Source organism: Streptomyces sp. NPDC054813 (assembly GCF_053611365.1).
Genome location: NZ_JBSHAF010000003.1, coordinates 207,402 through 229,718 on the forward strand (window position 1 = coordinate 207,402; position 22,317 = coordinate 229,718).

A 22,317-nucleotide genomic window follows, 5' to 3' on the forward strand; every position below is an offset into this window, starting at 1 on the left:
ATGGCCCCCTTCCTGATGCGAGGCTGTGACGTCGCGGTGACGCGTGGGCCGAGGGGAGCGGCCAGACTTGACCGTACGCACGGGTACGACCGGACGGTGACGCCGGGGGAATGAGGGCCGATGTCCCGACTCAGCCGCGAGACGAAGCGGGAAGCTCAGCAGACCGACCGGTCGGCGGAACCGGTCGAGGTCCGCGTGACAGGCGGCGCCGCGACCGTGGACGGCGTACCGCTGTTCCCGGCGCCCGGTGAAGAGCCCCAGCAGGCGGTCCTCAACCATCTCCAGCGCCTCGCCCGCACCACCGGCCGTCCCGTCCTCGCCACCGTCCACGACAGCCGCATCGGCTACGTCGTCCGCCTCCAGGTGAACCTGGACGGCTCCAGCAGCTTCACCGGCGATCCGGTACGGATGGCCCTGCCCGGTACGCCGAACGCGCCCGTCCTCCCGGAGCCGGCGCAACAGCCCCGCCGGGACAGGCCGACGCATCTCCTGCACGCCGTCGACGAGCCGCCGGCCGCAGAGCCGCCTGCCGCAGACGGGCCGGTCGCGGACGGGCCGGTCGCGGAGGGGCCGGTCGCGGAGGTGGCGGGCGTGCGGGTCGCGGAGGCGGCGGTCACGACCACGGCAGCCACGGAAACGGCTCCCGTGCACCCGCTGCGGGCGGTCCCGGCACCGCCGGTAGCAGCACCGCCGGTAGCGGCACCGCCGGTGCCGGGTACGGTCCAGCCGCCGACCGGAGTGTTCGGCCCGCCGCCCGTCATGGACGGAACCCCCGCCCCCGCCGTCGTAACCGCCCCCGCTCCCGCCGTCGTCCCCGCTCAGGCCGTCACCGGGCCTCGGCAGGCGCCTAGGACCGCCCCTCGCGTCGAGTCTCTGACAGAGCCCCTCATGGAGTCCCGCGTAGAGCTCCTTGTGGAGCCCGAGGCCGCCGCCCGCGTCTTCGACCCCGATCCCAGGCACACCCCGGCCCGCGGTTTCGACGCCGTCGCCGAGGAGGTGCTCGGGGACGAGCCGGTGACCGTGACGGCGGAGGGGGCCGCGCTGCTCACCGAGCCGGTGTCGCGGATCAACGAGGCCGTCCGGGCGGGCCGTATCGAAGCGGCGGCCGAACTTGCGGAGCGCACCGTCGCCGAGGCCTCCGCGACACTCGGCGACGGTCACACCGAGGTGCTGCACCTGCGCGAGCTGACCGCGTACATCGCCTACCTGGCGGGCGACCCGCTGCGCGCCTTCCACCTCTCCCTCGACCTGGCGCGGCAGCACCGGCAGGCCCGGGACGGCGAGGGAGCGTACGGGAACGTGCGGAGCGCGGCCACCGCCTGGCGCGCGGTGCGCGACCCGGAGCACGGGCTGCGCCTCGGCCGCGACCTGATCGACCTGTGGGCGCAGCTCACCACCGAGGACGGCCCGGCCGCCGACGACCCGGAGGAACTGGATTCCGCCCGCGCCCGGATGGCCCGCCTCAGCGAACGAGCCCGCCGCGCGGCCGAGAACGCCTGAGCGTCAGTCGGGTCGGTCGGCAGCCGGCAGTGTCAGCCGGTCACTGCACGCAGAACTCGTTGCCCTCCGGGTCGGCCAGCACCGTCCACTCCCCGGCCGGCTCGGACACATGGCGCACCACCGTTGCGCCCAGCCCTTCGAGCCGCGCCACCTCCTCCGACCGCTTGCCCGCCCCGGCGTGCAGGTCGATGTGGAGCCGGTTCTTGCCGGACTTCCCTTCCGGTACCCGCTGGAACAGCAGCCGCCGTCCCAGCCCGGTCCCGCGCTCCTGGTCGAACGGATCGTCCGGATGCCGTACGGCGATCAGGTCACGGAAGGCGGCACGGCCGTGGTACTCCACGGTCGCCGCGCCGGGCAGTGCACCCAGCTCCAGCAGGCGTTCGACGAACGCGCTGTTGTCCTCGGGCACATAGTGCAGCGCGGCGGCCCAGAAGTCGGCCTGTGCGTGCGGGTCGCGGGCGTCGACGACGAGCTTCCAGTGCAGGGGTGCGGGCGTCTGCGTCATGGCGCCCACTTATAGCCGACGGCCGTGGGCCTCACACCTGACTTCTGGGAGTCTCCGCGGCCGTCGTCACCGGCCGTGGTACAGCCGCCGCCGCGAGCGCACGCGCGGACCGGTGGGCGGTGCGCAGCGCGTCCCAGGAGAGCAGGGCGAGGGCGACCCAGACCAGGGCGAAGCCGGCCCAGCGCTCGGCGGGCATCGCCTCGTGGAAGTAGAGGATGCCGAGCAGGAACTGGAAGACCGGCGCCAGGTACTGCAGCAGCCCGAGCGTGGAGAGCGGGACGCGGATCGCGGCGGCGCCGAAGCAGACCAGCGGGAGCGCGGTGACGATGCCGGTGGAGGCCAGCAGGGCGGCGTGCCCGGGCCCGTCGTTGACGAAGCTGGACTCGCCGTGGCCGGCCAGCCACAGCAGATAGCCGAGCGCGGGCAGGAACTGGATCGCCGTCTCCGCCGCGAGTGACTCGATGCCGCCGAGGTTGACCTTCTTCTTGACGAGTCCGTAGGTCGCGAAGGAGAAGGCCAGGACGAGTGAGATCCACGGCGGCTGCCCGTAGCCCACGGTCAGTACGACCACGGCGGCGAAACCGACGCCCACCGCCGTCCACTGGGCGGGCCGCAGCCGCTCCTTCAGCAGCAGCACACCCATGGCGATGGTCACCAGGGGGTTGATGAAGTAGCCGAGTGAGGCCTCGACGACGTGCCCGGCGTTCACGGCCCAGATGTAGACGCCCCAGTTGACGGTGATCACGGCGGCGGCGACCGCCACCAGCGCCAGCCGGCGCGGCTGCCGCAGCAGCTCGCCGGCCCACGCCCAGCGCCGTACGAAGGCCAGCGCGACGGCGACGAAGACCAGGGACCACGCCATCCGGTGGGCCAGGATCTCCAGCGACCCGGCGGGCTTGAGCAGCGGCCAGAAGAGGGGGACCAGGCCCCACATCCCGTAGGCGGCGAAGCCGTTCACCAGCCCTGCCCGCCGCTCACCCCTCGATATATCGGCCACCGGCCCTCCTTACGCCCTCACGCCCAGCTCCAGCACACCGGGACGAAGGTAGCGCCGAGCACCCCCGTCTGTCATGGCCGTATCGGCATACGGTCATGACAGACGGGGGTGTAGGCCCTCAGGCCCCCTCAGGCGCCTCAGGCCTCGCAGGGCCTGCCTGGCTCAGGGCCTACTTCAGCGCGTCCGCGACGGCCTCGGAGATCGGGGAGGTCGGGCGGCCGGCCAGGCGGGAGAGGTCGCCGGAGTCGACCACCAGCTCGCCCTTGGCGATCGACGCGTCGACGTCGACCAGGATCGCGGCGAACATCTCCGGCACCCCGGCGCCGGTCAGGATGGACTGGAGCACCTCGCCGGGCACGGAGTTGTAGGCGATCTCCTTGCCGGTCTGCCGCGCGATCTCCGCCGCGTACTCGTCGAAGCTCCAGGCGACGTCGCCGCCCAGCTCGTACGTCCGGTTCTCGTGGCCCTCGCCGGTCAGTACGGCGACGGCCGCGGCCGCGTAGTCGGCTCGGGAGGCCGAGGAGACCCGGCCGGCACCGGCGGCCGCGACGACGGCGTTGTGCTCCAGCACCGGGGCGAGGTTCTCGGTGTAGTTCTCGTGGTACCAGCCGTTGCGCAGCAGGGTGTAGGGCAGGCCGGAGGCGAGCAGCAGCTCCTCGGTGGCGCGGTGGTCGTCCACCAGCGACGCGTTCAGGCTGCCCGGGGCGCTGGTGTAGGCGAACAGGGCCACGCCGGCCGCCTTGGCCGCGTCGATGACGACCTTGTGCTGCTGCGGGCGGCCCTTGTCGAACTCGTTGCCCGAGATCAGCAGCACCTTGTCGCCGGTGGCGAAGAGGCCGTCGAAGGTCTCGGGGAAGTTGTAGTCGGCGACGGCAATGTTGACGCCGCGGGCGGCGAAGTCGGCGGCCTTGGCCTCGTCGCGCACGACGGCGGTGATCTGCTCGGCCGGGACCTTCTCCAGCAGCTGTGTCACGACGTGACGGCCGAGGTGTCCGGTGGCTCCGGTGACAACGATGCTCATGGTCTGCGATCTCCTTGTGGGGTTCCGATGTCACTAACCTTAGGAGGTGCGCTAACCAGAAGAAAGTACCCACTTTGAAGTAAGGTACTGGCATGGCCGTAAGTACCCCTGAAGTCGAGAACCGCCCCGACGTGCCCCCGGCGCGGGCCGACAAGTACGCCGTCGGCGAGGCGATGTGCCCCTACCGTCTGGTCCTGGAGCACGTCACCAGCCGCTGGGGCGTCCTGGTCCTGATCGAGCTCCTCGACCGCCCCCACCGCTTCAGCGAACTGCGCCGCGCCATCGGCCGGGTCAGCGAGAAGATGCTCACCCAGACCCTCCAGACCCTGGAACGGGACGGCCTTGTCCACCGGGACGCCAAGCCCGTCATCCCGCCCCGGGTCGACTACTCCCTCACCGACCTCGGCCGCGAGGCCGCCCGGCAGGTACGGGACCTGGCGCTGTGGACCGAGCGGCGGATGGCGGACGTCACCCGGGCCCGGGAGGCGTACGACGAGGCGAAGCGCGCCTGAACGCGAAGCGGGCCCGGACGCGGTGTCCGGGCCCGCTCGCGCGCACTGCTCGATGACGGTCAGCCGACGACCGTCCAGGTGTCCCCGCCGGCCAGCAGTGCCCCCAGGTCGCCCTTGCCGTGCTGCTCCACCGCCGTGTCCAGCTGCTCGGACATCTGGACGTCGTAGACGGGTCGCTCCACCGAGCGGAGCACGCCGATGGGCGTGTGGTGCAGGGTGTCCGGGTCGGCCAGCCGGGAGAGCGCGAAGGCCGTGGTGGGGGAGGGGGAGTGGGCGTCGTGGACGAGGATCTCGGACTCGTTGTCCGGGGTCACGTCGACGACCGTCAGGTCGCCGGTGAGCCGGTCGCGTACGACTCCGCGTGTGCCGTCGGTGCCGAAGCGGATGGGCTGTCCGTGCTCCAGGCGGATCACCGCTTCCTCGGCGGACTGCTTGTCCTTGAGGGTGTCGAAGGCGCCGTCGTTGAAGATGTTGCAGTTCTGGTAGATCTCGATCAGGGCCGTGCCGGGGTGGGCGGCGGCCTGGCGCAGCACGTCGGTGAGGTGCTTGCGGTCGGAGTCGATGGTGCGGGCCACGAAGGAGGCCTCGGCGCCGATCGCCAGGGACACCGGGTTGAAGGGGGCGTCCAGGGAGCCCATCGGTGTCGACTTGGTGATTTTTCCGACTTCGGAAGTCGGTGAGTACTGGCCCTTCGTCAACCCGTAGATCCGGTTGTTGAAGAGGAGGATCTTCAGGTTGACGTTGCGGCGCAGGGCGTGGATGAGGTGGTTGCCGCCGATGGAGAGGGCGTCGCCGTCCCCGGTGACGACCCAGACGCTCAGGTCCCGGCGGGAGGTGGCCAGTCCGGTGGCGATGGCGGGGGCGCGGCCGTGGATGGAGTGCATCCCGTAGGTGTTCATGTAGTACGGGAAGCGGGAGGAGCAGCCGATGCCGGAGACGAAGACGATGTTCTCCTTCGCCAGCCCGAGTTCCGGCATGAACCCCTGTACGGCGGCCAGGATCGCGTAGTCACCGCAGCCCGGGCACCAGCGCACCTCCTGGTCGGACTTGAAGTCCTTCATGGACTGCTTGGCCTCGGCCTTGGGCACGAGCTGGAGCAGTCCGTCGGCGGTGTCAGTCATGGATGGCCTCCTTGAGCGCCTCGGCGAGCTGCTCGGCCTTGAACGGCATGCCGTTGACCTGGTTGTACGAATGCGCGTCCACGAGGTACTTCGCCCGGATGAGGGTGGCGAGCTGGCCGAGGTTCATCTCGGGGATCACCACCCTGTCGTACCGCCCCAGGACCGCACCCAGGTTGCGCGGGAAGGGGTTGAGGTGGCGGAGGTGCGCCTGCGCGATCGCCTCGCCGGCCCGGCGCAGCCGCCGTACCGCGGCCGTGATCGGCCCGTAGGTCGAGCCCCAGCCCAGGACCAGGGTGTGCGCGCCGTCCGGGTCGTCGACCTCGATGTCCGGGACGTCGATGCCGTCGATCTTGGCCTGCCGGGTGCGGACCATGAAGTCGTGGTTGGCGGGGTCGTAGGAGATGTTGCCCGTGCCGTCCTGCTTCTCGATGCCGCCGATGCGGTGTTCGAGACCGGGCGTGCCCGGGATCGCCCACGGGCGGGCGAGCGTCTGCGGGTCGCGCTTGTACGGCCAGAAGACCTCGGTGCCGTCGTCGAGGGTGTGGTTGGGGCCCTGGGCGAACTGGACGCGCAGGTCGGGGAGTTCCGTCAGCTCCGGGATCCGCCAGGGCTCGCTGCCGTTGGCCAGGTAGCCGTCGGAGAGAAGCATCACCGGGGTTCTGTACGTCAGCGCGATCCGGGCGGCCTCCAGCGCCGCGTCGAAGCAGTCAGCCGGGGTCCGCGGAGCGACCACCGGGACGGGGGCCTCGCCGTTGCGGCCGTACATCGCCTGAAGCAGGTCGGCCTGCTCGGTCTTGGTCGGCAGGCCGGTGGAGGGCCCGCCACGCTGGATGTCCACCACCAGCAGCGGCAGCTCCAGCGACACCGCGAGTCCGACCGTCTCCGCCTTCAGCGCCAGGCCCGGGCCGGAGGTGGTGGTCACGGCGAGCGCGCCGCCGAAGGCCGCGCCGAGTGCCGCGCCGATCCCGGCGATCTCGTCCTCGGCCTGGAAGGTCCGCACGCCGAAGTTCTTGTGCTTGGACAGTTCGTGCAGGATGTCGGAGGCCGGGGTGATGGGGTACGAGCCGAGGAAGAGCGGCAGGTCGGCCTGGCGGGAGGCGGTGACCAGGCCGTAGGCCAGGGCCAGGTTCCCGGAGATGTTGCGGTAGGTGCCCACCGGGAACGCGGTGGTCGCCGGGGCGATCTCGTAGGAGACCGCGAAGTCCTCGGTCGTCTCCCCGAAGTTCCAGCCCGCGCGGAAGGCCGCCAGGTTGGCGTTCATGACCTCGGGCTTGCGGGCGAACTTCTGCTTGAGGAACCGCTCCGTGCCCTCGGTGGGCCGGTGGTACATCCACGACAAGAGGCCGAGCGCGAACATGTTCTTGCTGCGCTCGGCCTCTTTACGGGTGAGGTCGAATTCTTTGAGGGCTTCCACCGTCAGTGTGGTCAGCGGCACCGGATGGAGGCTGTACCCGTCCAGTGAGCCGTCCTCCAGTGGGGAGGCGTCGTAGCCGACCTTCTGCATCGCCCGTTTGGTGAACTCGTCCGTGTTGACGATGATCTCCGCGCCCCGCGGCAGGTCCCCGATGTTGGCTTTCAGGGCGGCCGGGTTCATCGCGACCAGCACGTTCGGCGCGTCCCCGGGGGTGAGGATGTCGTGGTCGGCGAAGTGCAACTGGAATGAGGAGACCCCGGGCAGGGTGCCTGCCGGGGCACGGATCTCGGCGGGGAAGTTCGGGAGGGTCGAGAGATCGTTGCCGAAGGATGCGGTCTCCGACGTGAACCGGTCACCGGTGAGCTGCATACCGTCACCCGAGTCCCCCGCGAACCGGATGATCACCCGATCGAGGCGCCGGACGGCCTTCACACCGCCCGGCCTGCGCTGTTCTCCCACGACGGTTCCGTCGGCCTGTTCCGTTGTCCTGCTGACCTGGCTGGTCACTGAACTGGACCTCCTTCGAGGCGGCTGTCCGGGCGTGGCCGTCCCACGGACCATCCCACGTTCAACCCTACGTCGGTTAGGGTCGCCTTCCCGCGCCTGCTCACATGATGGACGGCGTTTTGAGACGACCTGTCGCCCTGACTTGTCATGATTTTCCCTCCCCCTGGCTGCCTTCCGGCTCCGACACGGTGTCGGCCCCGTCAGGAGTTCAGATAGGTCAGAACGGCCAGAACGCGCCGGTGGTCCCCGTCGCTCTGGGAGAGCCCCAGCTTGAGGAAGATGTTGCTGACGTGCTTCTCGACGGCTCCGTCGCTCACGACCAGCTGCCGGGCGATCGCCGAGTTCGTCCGCCCCTCGGCCATCAGGCCCAGCACCTCCCGCTCGCGGGGGGTCAGCCCTGCCAGTACGTCCTGCTTGCGGCTGCGCCCGAGCAGCTGCGCGACCACCTCGGGGTCGAGCGCGGTACCGCCCTCGGCGACCCGCACGACCGCGTCCACGAACTCCCGGACCTCGGCGACCCGGTCTTTGAGCAGATAGCCCACGCCCCGGCTGGAACCGGCCAGCAGTTCGGTGGCGTAGCGCTCCTCCACGTACTGCGACAACACCAGCACCCCGAGCTCCGGATGCGCCTTCCGCAGGCGTACGGCGGCTCGCACGCCCTCGTCGGTGTGCGTCGGCGGCATCCGTACGTCCGCCACCACCACGTCGGGCATGGCGCCCTGCGCGTGGAGATCGGCGATGGTCTTGACCAGCGCCTCCGCGTCGCCGACACCCGCGACAACATCATGTCCGCGGTCGGTCAACAGCCGGGTCAGCCCCTCTCTGAGCAGCACGGAATCCTCGGCGATGACCACCCGCACCCTGTCCTCCACGATCTCCCGGCCCCCCACAACCCCGTCCGGCGTACATGCCTGCCCTGTCCGAAAGACCAGCATTCCAGCATTCGCAGCACCGCGCGGCGCGGTCATGAGAGGAGACGAGCCAATTCAGCCCACCCGACACCCGGACAACACCCCGACCAGCCCACCCGAGGCCCGGACAACAGCCCGACCGGCCCATCCGACCGTTCGGCTATCACCTCGACCGGCCTGCCCGGTGTCCGGACATCACCTCGACCGGCCCGCCTGGTGTCCGGACAACACCCCCCGATCAGGCCGCCCGGTGTCCGAGGTACACCCTCTGTTCGGCCCGTCCGGCGTTTGAGGACCAGGCCGTTGAGGCCGATGCGGGGGGCCTGGGGCGGCAGCCCCCAGGGTGCGGGGGGGCGAAGGGGGCCGAGCCTCCTGGTGATGGGACGGGTAGGGGCGGCGGGGGCGGAGAACCGCGGCCTCAGCCCCGCCAGGGCAGCTCCGCCGTCACCCGTGTGGGCCCACCCGCCGGCGAGTCCACCACCAGGATCCCGTCGACCGCGTCCAGCCGCTCGGCCAGCCCCGCCAGCCCGGACCCCTTCTCCGTGTCCGCACCCCCCACCCCGTCGTCCACGACCTGCAACATCAGCCGGTCCTCGCTCCGCCACACGTCGACCGAGGCGCCGCGCGCCCGGCTGTGCTTGCTGATGTTCTGCAGCAACTCGGACACCGTGAAGTACGCGATCCCCTCGATCGCCGCCGCCGGCCGCTCCGCCAGGTCGACCTCCACCCGCACCGGCACCGTGCACCGCGAGGCCACCGCCGACAGCGCCGCGTCCAGCCCCCGGTCGGTGAGCACCGCGGGATGGATCCCCCGGGCCAGGTCCCGCAACTCCTGCAACGCGGTCTTCACCTCACCGTGTGCCTCGTCCACCATCCGCGCGGCGACCTGCGGGTCCTCCTGCAGCTTCTCCTTCGCCAGCCCCAGATCCATGGCCAGCGCCACCAGCCGGGCCTGCGCCCCGTCGTGCAGGTCCCGCTCGATGCGCCGCAGGTCGGCCGCGGCCGTGTCGACGACCACCCCCCGGTCGGACTCCAGCTCCACCACCCGCGACGCCAGCTTCGAGGGCCCGAGCAGCCCGTGCACCATCAGCCGGTCCACCAGTGTCAGCGCCCGTACGATCCACGGTGTGGCCAGCGTGAAGAGCAGCCCCACCAGCGCGGTCACGGTGATCTCGAACGGGTTGTCGAGGTAGACGCTGTGGTGCGCGTCGCCGTACAGCTGGAGACCGCCCTGCCCGGCGTACATCGGGAAGACCCAGAACCACAGCGGGTACGTCAGCAGGGCCCAGCCGTACGCCCAGAAGTTGAGGGCGACGACGAAGGAGAACATCGACCAGGGGAACTGGAGGACCGCGTACAGCAGATGGCGCCAGGACGTGCCGCTCTTCAGCACCGCGCCGATCCACGCCATCACCCCGGGCTTGCGCATCCGCAACGGTTCCGGGTCGGCCACCTCCAGGCGCAACAGCCCGCGCGCCCGCGCCCGCTCCAGCGCCCCGAAGCCCCGGCAGCCGGCCAGGGCCGCGGCCAGCACGGGGATCCCGATGAAGGTCACCAGCAGCCCGACGCCGAGGGACAGCATCGTCACTGTCCACACGAACAGTGCGACGCCGATCGGAAGGCCCAGCAGCACATAGGCGAACTCACGCCAGCTGCGCGCCTCGAACGGCGCCCGCAGCACGGCCGGCGTCCGGTGGCGACGCTCACCGTAGGGGTCGTGGCCGTATCCGTACTCGTGGTCCTGCTCGTACCCGTACCCGTGCCCGTATCCGTGCCCCTGCCCGTGCCGGTACTCCGTGGCCATCGGTGCCGTCCCGTCCGTCCTGTGCTGTCTGTTCCAGCTCGTCCCGTCAGGCCTGTCCCTGCCGTACCTCCACCCTGCTGTGCCGCAGGTCCACGAGCCATGGAGGCCGTCGGCATCTTGAACGGGGGGTTTTCCCTACCCCCTGCTTCGCTGCGACCGGTCGCGCCAGGGCAGCTCGGCGGTGACCGTCGTGGGGCCGCCGGCCGGTGATTCGACGACGAACAGGCCGTCCACCGCGCCCAGCCGGTCGGCGAGCCCGCGCATCCCGGTGCCGCCGTCCAGGCTCGCGCCGCCCCGCCCGTCGTCCGTCACCTGGATCAACAGCCGGTCGTCGGTGCGCCACACGTCGACCGAGGCGCTGCGCGCCCCGCTGTGCTTGCTGATGTTCTGCAGCAGCTCGGAGACGGTGAAATAGGCGATGCCCTCGATCGCGGGCGCCGGTCTGGACGGCAGGTCGGCGGTCACCTGGACCGGTACCGTGCAGCGCGAGGCGACCGAGGACAGCGCCGCGTCCAGCCCCCGGTCGGTCAGCACCGCCGGGTGGATGCCCCGGGCGAGGTCCCTGAGCTCCTGCAGGGCCAGTTTCACCTCGCCGTGTGCCTCCTCGACCATCGCCGCGGCCCCGTCGGGATCCTCCAGGAGCTTCTCCTTGGCCAGACCGAGCCCCATCGCGAGGTTGACGAGGCGGGCCTGGGCGCCGTCGTGCAGATCCCGTTCGATGCGCCGCAGGTCGGCGGCGGCCGTGTCCACCACGACCCCCCGGTCCGACTCCAGTTCGGCGATCCGGCGCTCCAGCTCGTCGGAGGGCGACAGCAGACCGCGGACCATCGCCCGGTCCGCGTTCGCCAGCCCGCGCGCGATGAACGGCAGCACCGGCCACAGCACGAACAACGACGTCAGCACGGTGCAGAAGGTGAGGATGCCCCAGGGCAGCCGGATGAAGTCGTACAGCAGTGTCCGCCAGCCCACCGGATCCTTCAGCGCCATCCACAGCCGCTGAGTGCCGCCACCCCGCTTGCCCAACGGCAGCGGAGTCGGCTCCTCCACTCGCACCCCGAGCAGCGCACGCGCGCGTGCCCGCTCCAGCTTGCCCAGCTGCCGGGCGCCCAGCAGTGTGCCGGCGAGCAGCGGGATGCCGATCACCGTGATCGTCAGCACCCCGCTCACCCACACCGTCGTGAACACGTAGATGAAGCCGAACACCGATACCGGCAGGTTCAGCAGGAGGTGCGCGATCTCCTTCCAGGTGTGACCGTCGTAGGCGTAGCGGACGGGCGGCAGCCGGTCGCGGTCTTCGTCGCCGTCGGCCAGGCTGCGGGAACGGGGTGCTGGTGCGGTCATATGCGCCAGCGTGCCGTGTGCCGTGACGCAATGCCATGGAGTTCGCCGCCCGGGCCACCCTGGGGAAAACCCCACCAGTCGCCCCCGGTGTCACTTCTCACCGCGTGACGGGCTGCTTACCGTGTCTTTATCAGGGCCTAGACTCCCGTGCGTACAGATCGTCGAATCAAGAGTTGACTGAGGTCACGACGCGGGGCCGGGCCGGCCCTCTGTCTGTCGAGGGAGTGAGGGGACGGACGATGTGGGAGACGGTGAACGGTGAACCGACCGTGGTCGTCGCCGCGGACTACTTCGCGTCCTACTCGGTCGTAGGACTGCTGGCCCTGCTCGGCGTGCTCTTCGTCGCCGTCGCCTTCGGTACCGGCCGGCTGCTGCGCCCCGTGGTCCCCACGCCCGAGAAACTCCTGACCTACGAGTGCGGTGTCGACCCCGTCGGCGAGGGCTGGGCACACACCCAGGTCCGCTACTACGTCTACGCCTTCCTCTACGTCATCTTCGCGGTCGACTCGATCTTCCTGTTCCCCTGGGCGACGGTCTTCGCCGCCCCTGGCTACGGTGCCACCACGCTCGTGGAGATGTTCGTCTTCCTCGGCTTCCTGGCCGTCGGCCTGCTGTACGCATACAAGAAGGGCGTCCTGACATGGACGTGACGCCGTCGGAGCCCGTGCTGCTCCCGGAACCGCAACGGCTGGGCGCGCTCGCCCGTCTCGCCCCCGAGCCGATGAAGGTCGTCCTCAACTGGGGCCGCCGGTACTCGCTCTGGGTCTTCAACTTCGGCCTCGCCTGCTGTGCGATCGAGTTCATCGCCGCGTCGATGGCCCGCCACGACTTCATCCGCCTCGGGGTGATCCCCTTCGCACCGGGCCCCCGCCAGGCCGACCTGATGGTGGTCTCGGGCACGGTCACCGACAAGATGGCCCCGGCCATCAAGCGCCTGTACGAGCAGATGCCCGAGCCCAAGTACGTCATCTCCTTCGGCGCGTGCAGCAACTGCGGCGGCCCGTACTGGGACTCCTACTCCGTCACCAAGGGCGTCGACCAGATCATCCCGGTCGACGTCTACGTCCCCGGGTGCCCGCCGCGCCCCGAGGCCCTCCTCCAGGGCATCCTCAAACTCCAGGAGAAGATCGCGGCGGAGTCCCTGGGGGAGCGCTACGCCACCCCCCGCCCGTCCGCCGCCGCCCTCCAGAGCGGCCTGGTGCGGCCACCGGCCCCCGCCGCCGAAGGGGACGCGTGATGACGGCCCCCACCGGCTGGCTCCCCGCCCCCGTGGACGAACTCTTCGGCCCGGACGCCACGGCCGAGGAGTCCTACGAGCTCCTCACGGTCGACGTCCCCGCCGCCTCCTGGCTCACCGCCCTGGAGACCGCCCGTACGACCCTGAGCTGCACCTTCTTCGACTGGATGAGCGCGGTCGACGAACCCGGTACCGGCTTTCGCGTCTCCGCCCACGTCGTCGCCCTCGCCCCGGTCCGCCGCCTGCTCCTGCGGACGACCGTGCCGCACTCCGCCGCCGAACTCCCCTCCGCCGTCGGCGTCTACGCGGGCGCCCGCTGGCACGAACGCGAGACCCACGAGATGTTCGGCGTCCGCTTCTCCGGCCACCCCGGCCTGGACCATCTCCTCCTCCCGGAATCCTTCGAGGGCCATCCTCTCCGCAAGGACTTCGTCCTGGCGGCCCGCGTCGCCAAGGCCTGGCCCGGCGCCAAGGAGCCCGGAGAGTCCGACCACGGCGGCCCCAGGCGCCGCCAGATGCTCCCCCCAGGCGTCCCCGACCCCAACGAATGGGGCCCCCTGAAGGGTCAGCTCCCCGCTGCCCCCGCCCGCCCGGCCCGAGCCACCGCGGGCCGCCCCACCGGCGAACGCCCGACCCGCCCCACCGGCGAACGCCCGGTACGCCGCTCCCGCACGGCAGCGGAGGGCTCGGTCGGCCAGACGGCCGACGCGGCGGACCCGACCGCGCCGACGCCCACGGGGGAGGCATCGCCCACCGCGCCGACGCCCACGGCGGAGGCGTCGCCCACCGGGCCACACCCGACAGCCACTCCGCGCCGAGGGCGCAGTGCGACCGAGGGGTCTGCCTCGCAGCGGGCCGCGTCCGGGGAGCAGCCGCCGACGGCCACCCCGCGCCGGGCGCGGAGCGCGACCGAAGGCTCCGCCTCCCAGCGAGCCGCCTCTGGGGAGCAGTCTCCGATGGCTCCGGACCGGGGGCCGAGTGTGGGGGAGGGGTCTGCTTCCCAGCGGGACGTGTCTGAGCAGTTGCCGACGGCGGCTGCTCCCCGGGGGCCACGCCGGGAACGTAGCGCCTCGGGTGGCTCCGCGTCGCAGCGCGCGCAGCAGCCGGCACCGGCGGCAGAACCGGCCACCCCGGCCCGCCCCTCGACCCCGCGCACCCCCGACGCCCCGTGGCATCACGCCCGCCCGGCTTTCGACGAACCCGGGGGCGGAGAACAGCGGGTTACGCCGACCGAGCCGACAGAGTCGGTCACGCCAACCGAACCTGTCTCGCCGACCGAGTTGGCCGAGCCGACTGAGCTGACCGAGTTGGCCGAGGCGACTGAGCTGACCGAGTTGGCCGAGGCGACTGAGCTGACCGAGTTGGCCGAGGCGAAGCCTGCCGCGCCCGAGGTCTCAGAGGCTCCCGAGGACGCCGAGGCTTCAGAGGACGCCGGACCTGAGACCTCACCCCCCGACTCCGCCGACGCTTCAGCCCCCGACGCTCCCGCCCCTCAGGACCCGGCCTCCGACGCTCCGGCCTCCGATGCTCCGGCCTCCGACGCTCCTCCCAACCCTGGAGCCCCGACCCCGGACGACGTCACCTCCGAACAACAACCCGCCCCCCGCGAAGACCCGCCAGGAGGCCCGCAGTGAACGACGCCCTGGACGTCGGCCTGCGACTCCTCGTCGTGTTCGTCGTCTTCCTCACCTTCCCCCTGATCGTCGGTCAGACCGAGCACAAGGTGATGGCCCATATGCAGGGCCGCCTCGGCCCGATGTACGCCGGTGGCTTCCACGGCTGGGCCCAGCTGATCGCCGACGGCGTGAAGTTCGCGCAGAAGGAGGACGTGGTCCCGGCGGGTGCGGACCGCCGTATCTTCCAGCTGGCGCCCGCGGTGGCACTCCTCCCGTATCTGCTCGTGCTCCTCGCCATCCCGATCGGCCCCGGCGAGGGTGCCGTCGGCCAGGTCCTGGACGCCGGTGTGTTCTTCGTGCTGGCCGTGATGGGCATCGGCGTCCTCGGCTCGCTCATGGCCGGCTGGGCCAGCGCCAACAAGTTCTCCCTCCTCGGCGGTCTGCGCTCCGCCGCCCAACTCCTCGCCTACGAACTCCCCATGCTGCTTGCCGCCGCCTCCGTGGCGATGGCGGCCGGCACGGTTTCCCTGCCGGGCATCGTCGGCGCCTTCCACTGGTGGTGGCTGCCCTGGCAGATCACCGGAGGCCTGGTCTTCTTCGTCGCAGGCCTCGCGGAACTCCAGCGACCCCCCTTCGACATGCCCGTCGCCGACACGGAGATCATCTTCGGCGCGTACACCGAGTACACCGGTCTGCGCTTCGCCCTGTTCCTGCTCGCCGAGTACGCCGGGATCGTCGTCCTGTGCGGTCTGACCACCGTCCTCTTCCTCGGCGGCTGGCACGGCCCGTGGGGAGCCGACGGCCTCGGCTGGCTGTGGACCCTCCTGAAGGCGGCGCTCCTCGCCTTCGTCGTGATCTGGCTCCGCGTGACCTACCCCCGGCTGCGCGAGGACCAGCTGCAGAAGTTCTCCTGGACCCTCCTCGTCCCCCTTTCTCTCGCTCAGATCGCCCTCACCGGCATCGTCAAGGTGGTGATCTCCTAACCGTGGCCCCCATTCCCGGCAGCGGCCTCGCCAAGGGCCTGGCCGTCACCCTGCGCACGATGACCCGGAAGACGGTCACCGAGCAGTACCCGGACGCCCTGCCCGAGCTCCCGCCCCGCACCCGCGGCGTGATCGGCCTGTTCGAGGAGAACTGCACGGTCTGCATGCTCTGCGCCCGTGAGTGCCCCGACTGGTGCATCTACATCGACTCCCACAAGGAGACAGTCCCGGCGGCGGCCCCGGGCGGCCGCGAACGCAGCCGCAACGTCCTGGACCGCTTCGCCATCGACTTCTCCCTGTGCATGTACTGCGGTATCTGCATCGAGGTCTGTCCTTTCGACGCCCTGTTCTGGTCCCCGGAGTTCGAGTACGCCGAGACCGACATCCACGAACTCACCCACGAGCGCGACAAGCTCCGCGAGTGGATGTGGACGGTCCCGGCCCCGCCCGCCCTCGACCCCGGCGCGGAGGAACCGAAGGAGATCGCCGCCGCCCGGAAGACCGCCGAAAAGCTCACGGCCGCGCAGGCCGAGCCGCGGGAGGGGGAGTCGTGAGCCCCCTCGCCCAGGCGCCGCACGGCTTCCTGTCCCCGACCGGTGTGGAGATCGCCTTTCTCCTCGTCGGCCTGGTCACCTTCGGCGCCGCCCTAGTCACGGTCACCACCCGCCAGCTGGTGCACGCCGCCCTGTGGCTGGTGGTCACGCTCGGCGGTCTCGCCATCGAATACCTGCTGCTCACCGCCGAGTTCATCGCCTGGGTGCAGGTCCTCATCTATGTGGGCTCCGTAGTCGTCCTCCTTCTCTTCGGTCTGATGCTCACCAAGGCCCCGATCGGCCGCTCCCCGGACGCCGACTCCGGGAACCGCTGGGCCGCGCTGGCCGTCGCCGTGGTCGCCGCGGCCGCCCTGGTCTGGGTGGTCGTGGACGCCTTCCGTACCACCTGGATCGACCTGGACGGCCCCGCCGCCGGTTCGACGAAGGTCACCGGCGAGAGCCTCTTCCAGAACTGGGTCCTGCCCTTCGAGGCCCTCTCCGTCCTCCTCCTCGCGGCCCTGGTCGGCGCGATCGTCCTGTCCCGGAAGGCGAAGGCGGACTCGGCCCCGCCCCCTGTGAACGGCCGGGCCGTCACACAGAGTTCCCCCTCGATCACGGATTCCGGGATTCACCCGATCGAGCAGGAAGGCGCCCGCTGATGCATCTCGCCTATCCCGCCGTCCTCTCCACGCTCCTCTTCTGCACCGGCCTGTACGGTGTCCTCGCCCGCCGCAACGCGATCCTGGTCCTGATGTCGGTCGAGCTGATGCTCAACGCCGTCAACCTCAACCTCGTCGCCTTCGACGTGTGGCTGAGCAAGGCCGCCCGGGACACCCTGCACTCCGGCCAGGCGCTGACCCTGTTCACCATCGCCATCGCCGCCGCCGAGATCGGCATCGGCCTGGCGATCGTCCTCGCCGTCTACCGCAACCGCGGCACCTCCGACATCGACCGGCTCCGCGACACCGCCGAGGGCCACGAGCACGGCACGCCCACGGACGGGACGGCCGACGAGAAGGCTGAGGCCACCGCGTGACCACGACCCACCTCGCCGTCCTCGTCCCTCTCCTGCCCTTCCTCGCCGCCGCGGCCGGCCTGCTCGTGGGACGCACGGCCCCCGGTTTCGTCCGCCCGCTCGCGGTCCTGCCGACCCTCGCCGCGCTCGCGCTGGCCATCACGGTCGCCGTGGACCAGGGCGGCGGCCGGGCCGTCGACGCCCACACCGAGCTCACCCCGACCGGCTCGGTCCCGATCGAACTCGCCCTGTACATCGACGGCTTCGCCGCCCTCGTCGCCGTGCTGGTCGCCTTCGTCGCCACCTGTGTGCAGATCTACTCGACCGGCTACCTGCGCGACGACCCGCGCTACGCCTCGTACGCCGCCCTCGTCTCCCTCTTCACCTCCGCGATGCTGCTGGTCGTCTACTCCGGCGACCTGATCGTGCTGCTGGTCGGCTGGGAAGTCATGGGCATCTGCTCCTACTTCCTGGTCGGCCACTACTGGGAGACCCCCGAGGCCCGCGCCGCCTCCATCAAGGCCTTCCTGGTCACCAAGCTCGGCGACGTGCCGTTCCTGATCGGCCTGTTCGCGCTCGCCACCGACGCCGGGTCCTTCCGCATCACGACGATCCTCGGCACCGTCGCGAACGGCGGACTGCACCATCCGGCACTGGTCGCTCTGCTGCTCCTGTGCGGAGTGGCGGGCAAATCGGCGCAGTTCCCGCTGCACACCTGGCTCCCCGACGCCATGGCGGGCCCGACCCCCGTCTCCGCGCTGATCCACGCCGCCACGATGGTCGCCGCCGGTGTCTACTTCGTCGCCCGTCTCCTTCCGGTCTTCGAGGCCAGTGCGGCCGTGATGATCGTGCTCGCCGCCATGGGCGCCGTCACGATGATCGGTTCGGCCCTCGCCGCACTCGCCCAGGACGACATCAAGCGCGTCCTCGCCTACTCGACGATCGGCCAGCTCGGCTACATGACCGGTGCCCTCGCCGTCGGCGACCGCGGTGCCGCCGTCTTCCACCTCCTGTCCCACGGCGCCTTCAAGGCGCTGCTGTTCCTCGCGGCCGGCGTGGTCATCCACGCCGCCGGTACCAACTCGCTGGCCGTCATGTCCCGCACCTCCGGACTACGCCAACGCGTCCCGGACGCCTACTGGACGATGACCGTGGCGCTCCTCGCGCTGGCCGCGATCCCACCCTTCAGCGGCTTCTTCTCCAAGGAGTCCGTCCTGGGTGCCGCCGAACACGCGGCCACCGGCCACACCTCGCACGCCCCCGGCAGCGCCGGCTGGATCGTCCTCGTCGCCGGCCTGGTCACCGCCCTGCTCACCGCCGCGTACGCGACGCGGTTGTGGCTGCTCGCCTTCCGGGGCCGGGGCAGCGAGGCCCCGGACCACGGCCGACAGCCGCTGTCCATGACCGTGGTGCTGTGGGTCCTGGCCGTCCCGTCCCTCGCCTTCGGCGGGCTCGCCTACCGGTCGCTGCCCGGCTGGTTCGACGGCCGCGACCTCACCCCGACCCTCACCACCTCGATCCTCGGCACCGGCCTCGCGCTCGTCGGCGGACTCCTCACCTACGGCGTATGGCAGCGCACCAGGGCGCTGGCCGCCCGCGCCCCGATCGGCGCCGTCGCCGCGCACCCCGAGGGCGACGCCGGACTGGTCGAGGCCGAGGCCATCGCCACCCACGAGCCCGCCTTCGGCGACGTGGCCTATGCACCCGATCCGGCTGACCCCGCCCGGCTGCTGCTCGGCCCGCTGCGCCGGCACGCCGCCGAAGGATTCCACCTGGACGCCGTGTACGACGTGCTGTTCGTCCGCCCGGTCCTGGCCGCGGCGAGCCTCGTCCAGTTCCTCGACCGCGAGGTCGTCGACACCTACGTCCGTGGCGCGGCCGCCGCACCCCGCCTGCTCGGCGCCGCCGTACGCCGCGCCCAGACCGGCAATGTCCAGACCTATGTGAGCGCGCTGCTCGCCGGCACCGTCGTCCTGGCGGTCGCCGTCCTCCTCGTCGCCACGGGAGCGTGAGCAGGCGTGATCGATATCAACGAGTCCGTGATGCAGTTCCTTCTGGCACTGATCGTGGTCGGCCCGCTCCTCGGCGCCGTCGCCGCCCTGCTCCCCGCCCCGCCCGGGCTGAAGGGGAAGTCACCCGAGCAGGCCGTGCTCCGCCACGGCGTGACCGTGACCGGCGCGATCCTCATCGCCGCGATTGTCCTCGCCCTCGGCTTCGACCACGACCATCCGTCGAGGATGCAGGCCACGACCGACATCAGCTGGATCCCCGCACTCGACGTGCGCATCCACCTCGGCATCGACGGCATCTCCCTCCCCCTTGTGGTCCTGACCGCGCTGCTGACCTTCCTCTGCGCGCTCTACACCTACTTCAACATGCCCGCGGGCCCGTCCCCGAAGGCCTTCGTCGCCCTGCTGCTCGTCCTGGAATCCGGCACCCTCGCCAGCTTCGCCGTCCTCGACCTGCTGCTGTTCTTCGTCGCGTTCGAGACGGTCCTCATCCCGATGTACTTCCTCATCGCCCGCTGGGGCGGCGCGGGGCGCACGCGGGCCGCCTGGAAGTTCATCCTCTTCACCCTGCTCGGGTCCGTCGTCATGCTGCTCGGCCTGCTCCTGATCGGAATCAAGGCGGGCACGTTCGACATGGTGGCACTCGCCACTGACAACGGCCGGTCGCTGAGCACATCCGTGCAGGTCATCGCCGTTCTGGCGGTCGGGATCGGGCTTGCGGTCAAGACCCCGATGTGGCCCCTGCACAGCTGGCTGCCGGACGCCCACACCGCCGCGCCGACCGTCGGCTCGGTCCTGCTGGCCGGTGTCATGCTCAAAATGGGTACGTACGGGTTCGTCCGGATCCTGCTGCCGGTCGCGCCGGACGGATTCCGCACCTTCGCGCCGTACCTCGCCGCATTCGCCGTCGTCGGGATCATCTACGGGTCCCTGGCCTGCCTGAACCTGGCCAAACGGGGCGCGAAGGGCGACCTCAAGCGCCTGATCGCCTACTCCTCCGTCGGCCACATGGGCTTCGTCCTGCTCGGCATCGCCACCATGACCCCGACCGGCGTCAACGGCGCCCTGTTCGCCAACATCGCCCACGGCCTCATCACCGGCCTGCTGTTCTTCCTGGTCGGCGGCCTGAAGGACCGTACCGGCACAACCGACCTGGACACCCTCGCCAAGGAGACGGGTGCCGCGCTGTACGGCAAGGCACCGCGCCTCGGCGGACTGCTCGCGTTCGCCGCCGTCGCCTCGCTCGGGCTGCCCGGACTGGCCGGGTTCTGGGGCGAGATGCTGGCCCTCTTCGGCGCGTTCAAGCCCGCCGCAGACCTCAGCCGCCCGGCCTTCCTGACCTTCATGGCGATCGCCGCCTTCGGCACCCTGCTCACCGCCGCGTACATGCTGGCCGTGGTCCGCCGCGTCTGCATGGGCGCCGTACCGCAGAACATGCCGGAACTCGCCGACGTCCGCACCTACGAGTTCGCGGCCTGGACCCCGCTCGTCGCCCTCACCGTCATCGCCGGACTGTGGCCCAAGGCCCTGCTCGGGCTGACCGACCCGGCCGTGCAGCAACTCCTCGCAGGAGGCACCCGATGAGCACCCTGGCCCAGCCGCCGGCCGCGGACCTCGTCCAGTCCGTCGACTGGCTCGCCGTCGCCCCGCCCACCCTCACCGCGGTCGTCGCACTCGCCGTCCTGGTCGCCGACCTGTTCCTGCCCGAGGCCAGGAAGCCGCTCCTCGGCTGGGTCTCGGTCGCCGGACTCGCCGCCTCCGCCGTCCTGCTGCTGCCGCTCCTGGACCACGACCGCAGCACCTTCTGCCTGACGGCAGCCACGCGCGCGTGCAGCTACACGACCGACCGGTTCACCCTGGTCGTGCAGTTCCTGGTGCTCGGCGGCGCCCTGCTCACGGCCCTGCTGTCCGTCACCACCCTCAAGGACGGCAACCGCCGCTACCCCCAGGGCGAGTTCTGGTTCCTGCTGCTCTCCTCGGCCGCCGGCGCCGCCCTGCTGCCCGCCTCCCGCGACCTCGCCACCCTGATCGTCGCCCTGGAGGTCGCCTCCCTGCCCGCCTTCGCCCTCGTCGGCATCCGGCACGGCGACGCGAAGTCCTCCGAAGCCGCCCTGAAGTTCTTCCTGTCCTCAGTGACCGCGACCGCCGTCAGCCTCCTGGGCATCAGCTTCGTGTACGCCACCACCGGCAGCCTCTACCTCACCCAGGTCGCCGACCGCATACAACACGTCGACGGCCAGCTGCACACCCTCGCCCAGACGGGCGTCGTCCTCACCCTTGTGGGTTTCGCGTTCAAGACGGCCGCCGTCCCCTTCCACTTCTGGGTCCCCGACACCTACGTCGGCGCCCCGCTCCCCATCGCCGCCTACCTGTCGGTCGTCGGCAAGGCCGTCGGCTTCTCCGGCCTGATCCTGGTCACCGTCGTCGCCTTCCCGTCGTACGCCGACGTCTGGGGCCCCGCACTCGCCGCCCTGGCCGCCCTGACCATGACCGTCGGCAACGTCGCAGCCCTGCGCCAGCAGGCCACACGCGCGTACAGCGCGGTACGACTGCTTGCCTGGTCGTCGGTGGGCCAGGCCGGCTATCTGCTCGTGCCGATCGCCGCCGCCGGATACGCCAAGGACCCCCAGAAGGCCATCGGCTCCACCGTCGCCTACGCCCTCATGTACGCGGCCGTGAACCTCGGCGCCTTCGCAGTGGCCGCCCTGGTCGGCCGTACGAAGGAACTCAACCGGCTCTCCGACTATCGAGGCCTGTACGGCAAGAACCCGCTGACCGCGCTGCTCCTGGCGTTCTTCCTGCTGTGCCTGGCCGGACTCCCGCCCGGCCTCGTCGGACTGTTCGCCAAGGTCACCGTCTTCTCGGCGGCCGTCGACGCCGGTCTCGGCTGGCTGGCCGTCGTCATGGCCGTCAACGTCGTGATCGCCCTCTACTACTACCTCCAGTGGACGGCCCTGCTGTTCCGCGCCCCCGAAGGCGAGACCACCAAGCACCGCCTCCCGGCCCCCCTCACGGCCGCACTCGCCCTCACCGGCGCCCTCGGTGTCGCCCTCTCAGGCGCACCCCAGCTGGTGCTCCGCTTCGCCGCCACCGGCCTGTTCTGACGCCCTCCACGCGCGCGTGCGGACCACCGCACGCGACGGCGCGGCTCTCACCCGGACGACTCACGCGGCGCACAGCGGACACAAGGGAACTAGTGGCCGTCGCCTGGCGTTGACCAGTGCGGAAGGGTCCACTGGACGTGACACCACGACACCGGTGGCATCGCAGATCGGAAGGCAGCACCGCAGG

Annotated in this window: 20 protein-coding genes; 12 read left to right on the forward strand and 8 right to left on the reverse strand. The window is 71.0% G+C overall.

Annotated features, from left to right (window positions below; translation table 11 throughout):
• Positions 1-120 precede the first annotated feature (120 nt).
• Entirely contained in the window at positions 121-1,500 is a 1,380-nt protein-coding gene (locus ACWGJB_RS07020; RefSeq protein ID WP_453379218.1) for a tetratricopeptide repeat protein, read from the forward strand.
• A gap of 40 nt (positions 1,501-1,540) precedes the next feature.
• Here the strand turns inward: ACWGJB_RS07020 and ACWGJB_RS07025 are convergent, their stop codons facing one another.
• The 3 genes from ACWGJB_RS07025 to ACWGJB_RS07035 form a co-directional block, all read right to left on the reverse strand.
• Entirely contained in the window at positions 1,541-2,005 is a 465-nt protein-coding gene (locus ACWGJB_RS07025; RefSeq protein WP_453379219.1) for a VOC family protein, read from the reverse strand.
• Positions 2,006-2,036: 31 nt separating this feature from the next.
• Positions 2,037-3,002 (reverse strand): EamA family transporter RarD, encoded by a 966-nt coding sequence (gene rarD / locus ACWGJB_RS07030; protein WP_453379220.1) that lies wholly within the window; start codon positions 3,000-3,002, stop codon positions 2,037-2,039.
• Positions 3,003-3,171: 169 nt separating this feature from the next.
• Positions 3,172-4,023 carry an SDR family oxidoreductase gene (locus ACWGJB_RS07035; protein WP_453379221.1) on the reverse strand — a complete coding sequence of 284 codons (852 nt, stop codon included), beginning with the start codon at positions 4,021-4,023 and terminating at the stop codon, positions 3,172-3,174.
• A 92-nt stretch (positions 4,024-4,115) separates the two neighbouring features.
• Between ACWGJB_RS07035 and ACWGJB_RS07040 the strand changes: the two genes are divergently transcribed.
• A complete protein-coding gene (locus tag ACWGJB_RS07040; RefSeq protein WP_453379222.1) occupies positions 4,116-4,535 on the forward strand; it encodes a winged helix-turn-helix transcriptional regulator in 420 nt (139 codons plus the stop codon).
• Between the two features lie 59 nt (positions 4,536-4,594).
• Here the strand turns inward: ACWGJB_RS07040 and ACWGJB_RS07045 are convergent, their stop codons facing one another.
• From ACWGJB_RS07045 to ACWGJB_RS07065, 5 genes are all read right to left on the reverse strand, one after another.
• Positions 4,595-5,656: a 2-oxoacid:ferredoxin oxidoreductase subunit beta gene (locus ACWGJB_RS07045; protein ID WP_453379223.1), complete on the reverse strand. Its 1,062-nt coding sequence runs from the start codon at positions 5,654-5,656 to the stop codon at positions 4,595-4,597.
• On the reverse strand, positions 5,649-7,577 hold the full coding sequence (locus ACWGJB_RS07050; protein ID WP_453379224.1) for a 2-oxoacid:acceptor oxidoreductase subunit alpha: 1,929 nt from the start codon (positions 7,575-7,577) through the stop codon (positions 5,649-5,651). The genes ACWGJB_RS07045 and ACWGJB_RS07050 overlap by 8 nt, the downstream gene beginning before the upstream one ends.
• Before the next feature lie 200 nt (positions 7,578-7,777).
• Complete coding sequence (locus tag ACWGJB_RS07055) at positions 7,778-8,437, reverse strand: LuxR C-terminal-related transcriptional regulator (protein ID WP_453379464.1); 660 nt, start codon at positions 8,435-8,437, stop codon at positions 7,778-7,780.
• A gap of 469 nt (positions 8,438-8,906) precedes the next feature.
• Positions 8,907-10,292: a sensor histidine kinase gene (locus ACWGJB_RS07060; protein WP_453379225.1), complete on the reverse strand. Its 1,386-nt coding sequence runs from the start codon at positions 10,290-10,292 to the stop codon at positions 8,907-8,909.
• Positions 10,293-10,427: 135 nt separating this feature from the next.
• Complete coding sequence (locus tag ACWGJB_RS07065; protein ID WP_453379226.1) at positions 10,428-11,633, reverse strand: sensor histidine kinase; 1,206 nt, start codon at positions 11,631-11,633, stop codon at positions 10,428-10,430.
• A gap of 239 nt (positions 11,634-11,872) precedes the next feature.
• Here ACWGJB_RS07065 and ACWGJB_RS07070 point away from each other — a divergent pair, with 239 nt between their 5' ends.
• Genes ACWGJB_RS07070 through ACWGJB_RS07115 form a run of 10 tightly spaced genes read left to right on the forward strand, consistent with a single transcriptional unit; the run spans position 11,873 to position 22,130 of the window.
• A complete protein-coding gene (locus ACWGJB_RS07070; protein ID WP_453379227.1) occupies positions 11,873-12,283 on the forward strand; it encodes an NADH-quinone oxidoreductase subunit A in 411 nt (136 codons plus the stop codon).
• Positions 12,274-12,870, forward strand: a complete 597-nt coding sequence (locus ACWGJB_RS07075) for an NADH-quinone oxidoreductase subunit B (RefSeq protein WP_453379228.1) — start codon at positions 12,274-12,276, stop codon at positions 12,868-12,870. Before ACWGJB_RS07070 ends, ACWGJB_RS07075 begins: the two co-directional genes overlap by 10 nt.
• Entirely contained in the window at positions 12,870-14,504 is a 1,635-nt protein-coding gene (locus ACWGJB_RS07080) for an NADH-quinone oxidoreductase subunit C (RefSeq protein ID WP_453379229.1), read from the forward strand. Before ACWGJB_RS07075 ends, ACWGJB_RS07080 begins: the two co-directional genes overlap by 1 nt.
• Positions 14,501-15,469 carry a complex I subunit 1/NuoH family protein gene (locus ACWGJB_RS07085; RefSeq protein WP_453379230.1) on the forward strand — a complete coding sequence of 323 codons (969 nt, stop codon included), beginning with the start codon at positions 14,501-14,503 and terminating at the stop codon, positions 15,467-15,469. Before ACWGJB_RS07080 ends, ACWGJB_RS07085 begins: the two co-directional genes overlap by 4 nt.
• 2 nt (positions 15,470-15,471) lie before the next feature.
• Entirely contained in the window at positions 15,472-16,023 is a 552-nt protein-coding gene (locus ACWGJB_RS07090; RefSeq protein ID WP_453379231.1) for a NuoI/complex I 23 kDa subunit family protein, read from the forward strand.
• Entirely contained in the window at positions 16,020-16,661 is a 642-nt protein-coding gene (locus ACWGJB_RS07095) for an NADH-quinone oxidoreductase subunit J family protein (protein WP_453379232.1), read from the forward strand. The genes ACWGJB_RS07090 and ACWGJB_RS07095 overlap by 4 nt, the downstream gene beginning before the upstream one ends.
• A complete protein-coding gene (nuoK, locus tag ACWGJB_RS07100; protein ID WP_453379233.1) occupies positions 16,661-17,038 on the forward strand; it encodes an NADH-quinone oxidoreductase subunit NuoK in 378 nt (125 codons plus the stop codon). The genes ACWGJB_RS07095 and nuoK overlap by 1 nt, the downstream gene beginning before the upstream one ends.
• Positions 17,035-19,029 carry an NADH-quinone oxidoreductase subunit 5 family protein gene (locus ACWGJB_RS07105; RefSeq protein ID WP_453379234.1) on the forward strand — a complete coding sequence of 665 codons (1,995 nt, stop codon included), beginning with the start codon at positions 17,035-17,037 and terminating at the stop codon, positions 19,027-19,029. Before nuoK ends, ACWGJB_RS07105 begins: the two co-directional genes overlap by 4 nt.
• 6 nt (positions 19,030-19,035) lie before the next feature.
• Complete coding sequence (locus ACWGJB_RS07110; protein ID WP_453379235.1) at positions 19,036-20,610, forward strand: complex I subunit 4 family protein; 1,575 nt, start codon at positions 19,036-19,038, stop codon at positions 20,608-20,610.
• Entirely contained in the window at positions 20,607-22,130 is a 1,524-nt protein-coding gene (locus ACWGJB_RS07115) for an NADH-quinone oxidoreductase subunit N (RefSeq protein ID WP_453379236.1), read from the forward strand. Before ACWGJB_RS07110 ends, ACWGJB_RS07115 begins: the two co-directional genes overlap by 4 nt.
• Positions 22,131-22,317: the final 187 nt, after the last annotated feature.

Excerpts from the sequence above, each read along its gene's own strand:
- ACWGJB_RS07045 (WP_453379223.1), bottom strand. The coding sequence starts at position 5,656 with ATGACTGACACCGCCGACGGACTGCTCCAGCTCGTGCCCAAGGCCGAG.
- ACWGJB_RS07020 (WP_453379218.1), top strand. The coding sequence starts at position 121 with ATGTCCCGACTCAGCCGCGAGACGAAGCGGGAAGCTCAGCAGACCGAC.
- ACWGJB_RS07040 (WP_453379222.1), top strand. The coding sequence starts at position 4,116 with ATGGCCGTAAGTACCCCTGAAGTCGAGAACCGCCCCGACGTGCCCCCG.
- ACWGJB_RS07075 (WP_453379228.1), top strand. The coding sequence starts at position 12,274 with ATGGACGTGACGCCGTCGGAGCCCGTGCTGCTCCCGGAACCGCAACGG.
- ACWGJB_RS07070 (WP_453379227.1), top strand. The coding sequence starts at position 11,873 with ATGTGGGAGACGGTGAACGGTGAACCGACCGTGGTCGTCGCCGCGGAC.
- ACWGJB_RS07035 (WP_453379221.1), bottom strand. The coding sequence starts at position 4,023 with ATGAGCATCGTTGTCACCGGAGCCACCGGACACCTCGGCCGTCACGTC.
- ACWGJB_RS07080 (WP_453379229.1), top strand. The coding sequence starts at position 12,870 with ATGACGGCCCCCACCGGCTGGCTCCCCGCCCCCGTGGACGAACTCTTC.
- ACWGJB_RS07025 (WP_453379219.1), bottom strand. The coding sequence starts at position 2,005 with ATGACGCAGACGCCCGCACCCCTGCACTGGAAGCTCGTCGTCGACGCC.
- nuoK (WP_453379233.1), top strand. The coding sequence starts at position 16,661 with ATGCATCTCGCCTATCCCGCCGTCCTCTCCACGCTCCTCTTCTGCACC.
- ACWGJB_RS07115 (WP_453379236.1), top strand. The coding sequence starts at position 20,607 with ATGAGCACCCTGGCCCAGCCGCCGGCCGCGGACCTCGTCCAGTCCGTC.
- ACWGJB_RS07065 (WP_453379226.1), bottom strand. The coding sequence starts at position 11,633 with ATGACCGCACCAGCACCCCGTTCCCGCAGCCTGGCCGACGGCGACGAA.
- ACWGJB_RS07060 (WP_453379225.1), bottom strand. The coding sequence starts at position 10,292 with ATGGCCACGGAGTACCGGCACGGGCAGGGGCACGGATACGGGCACGGG.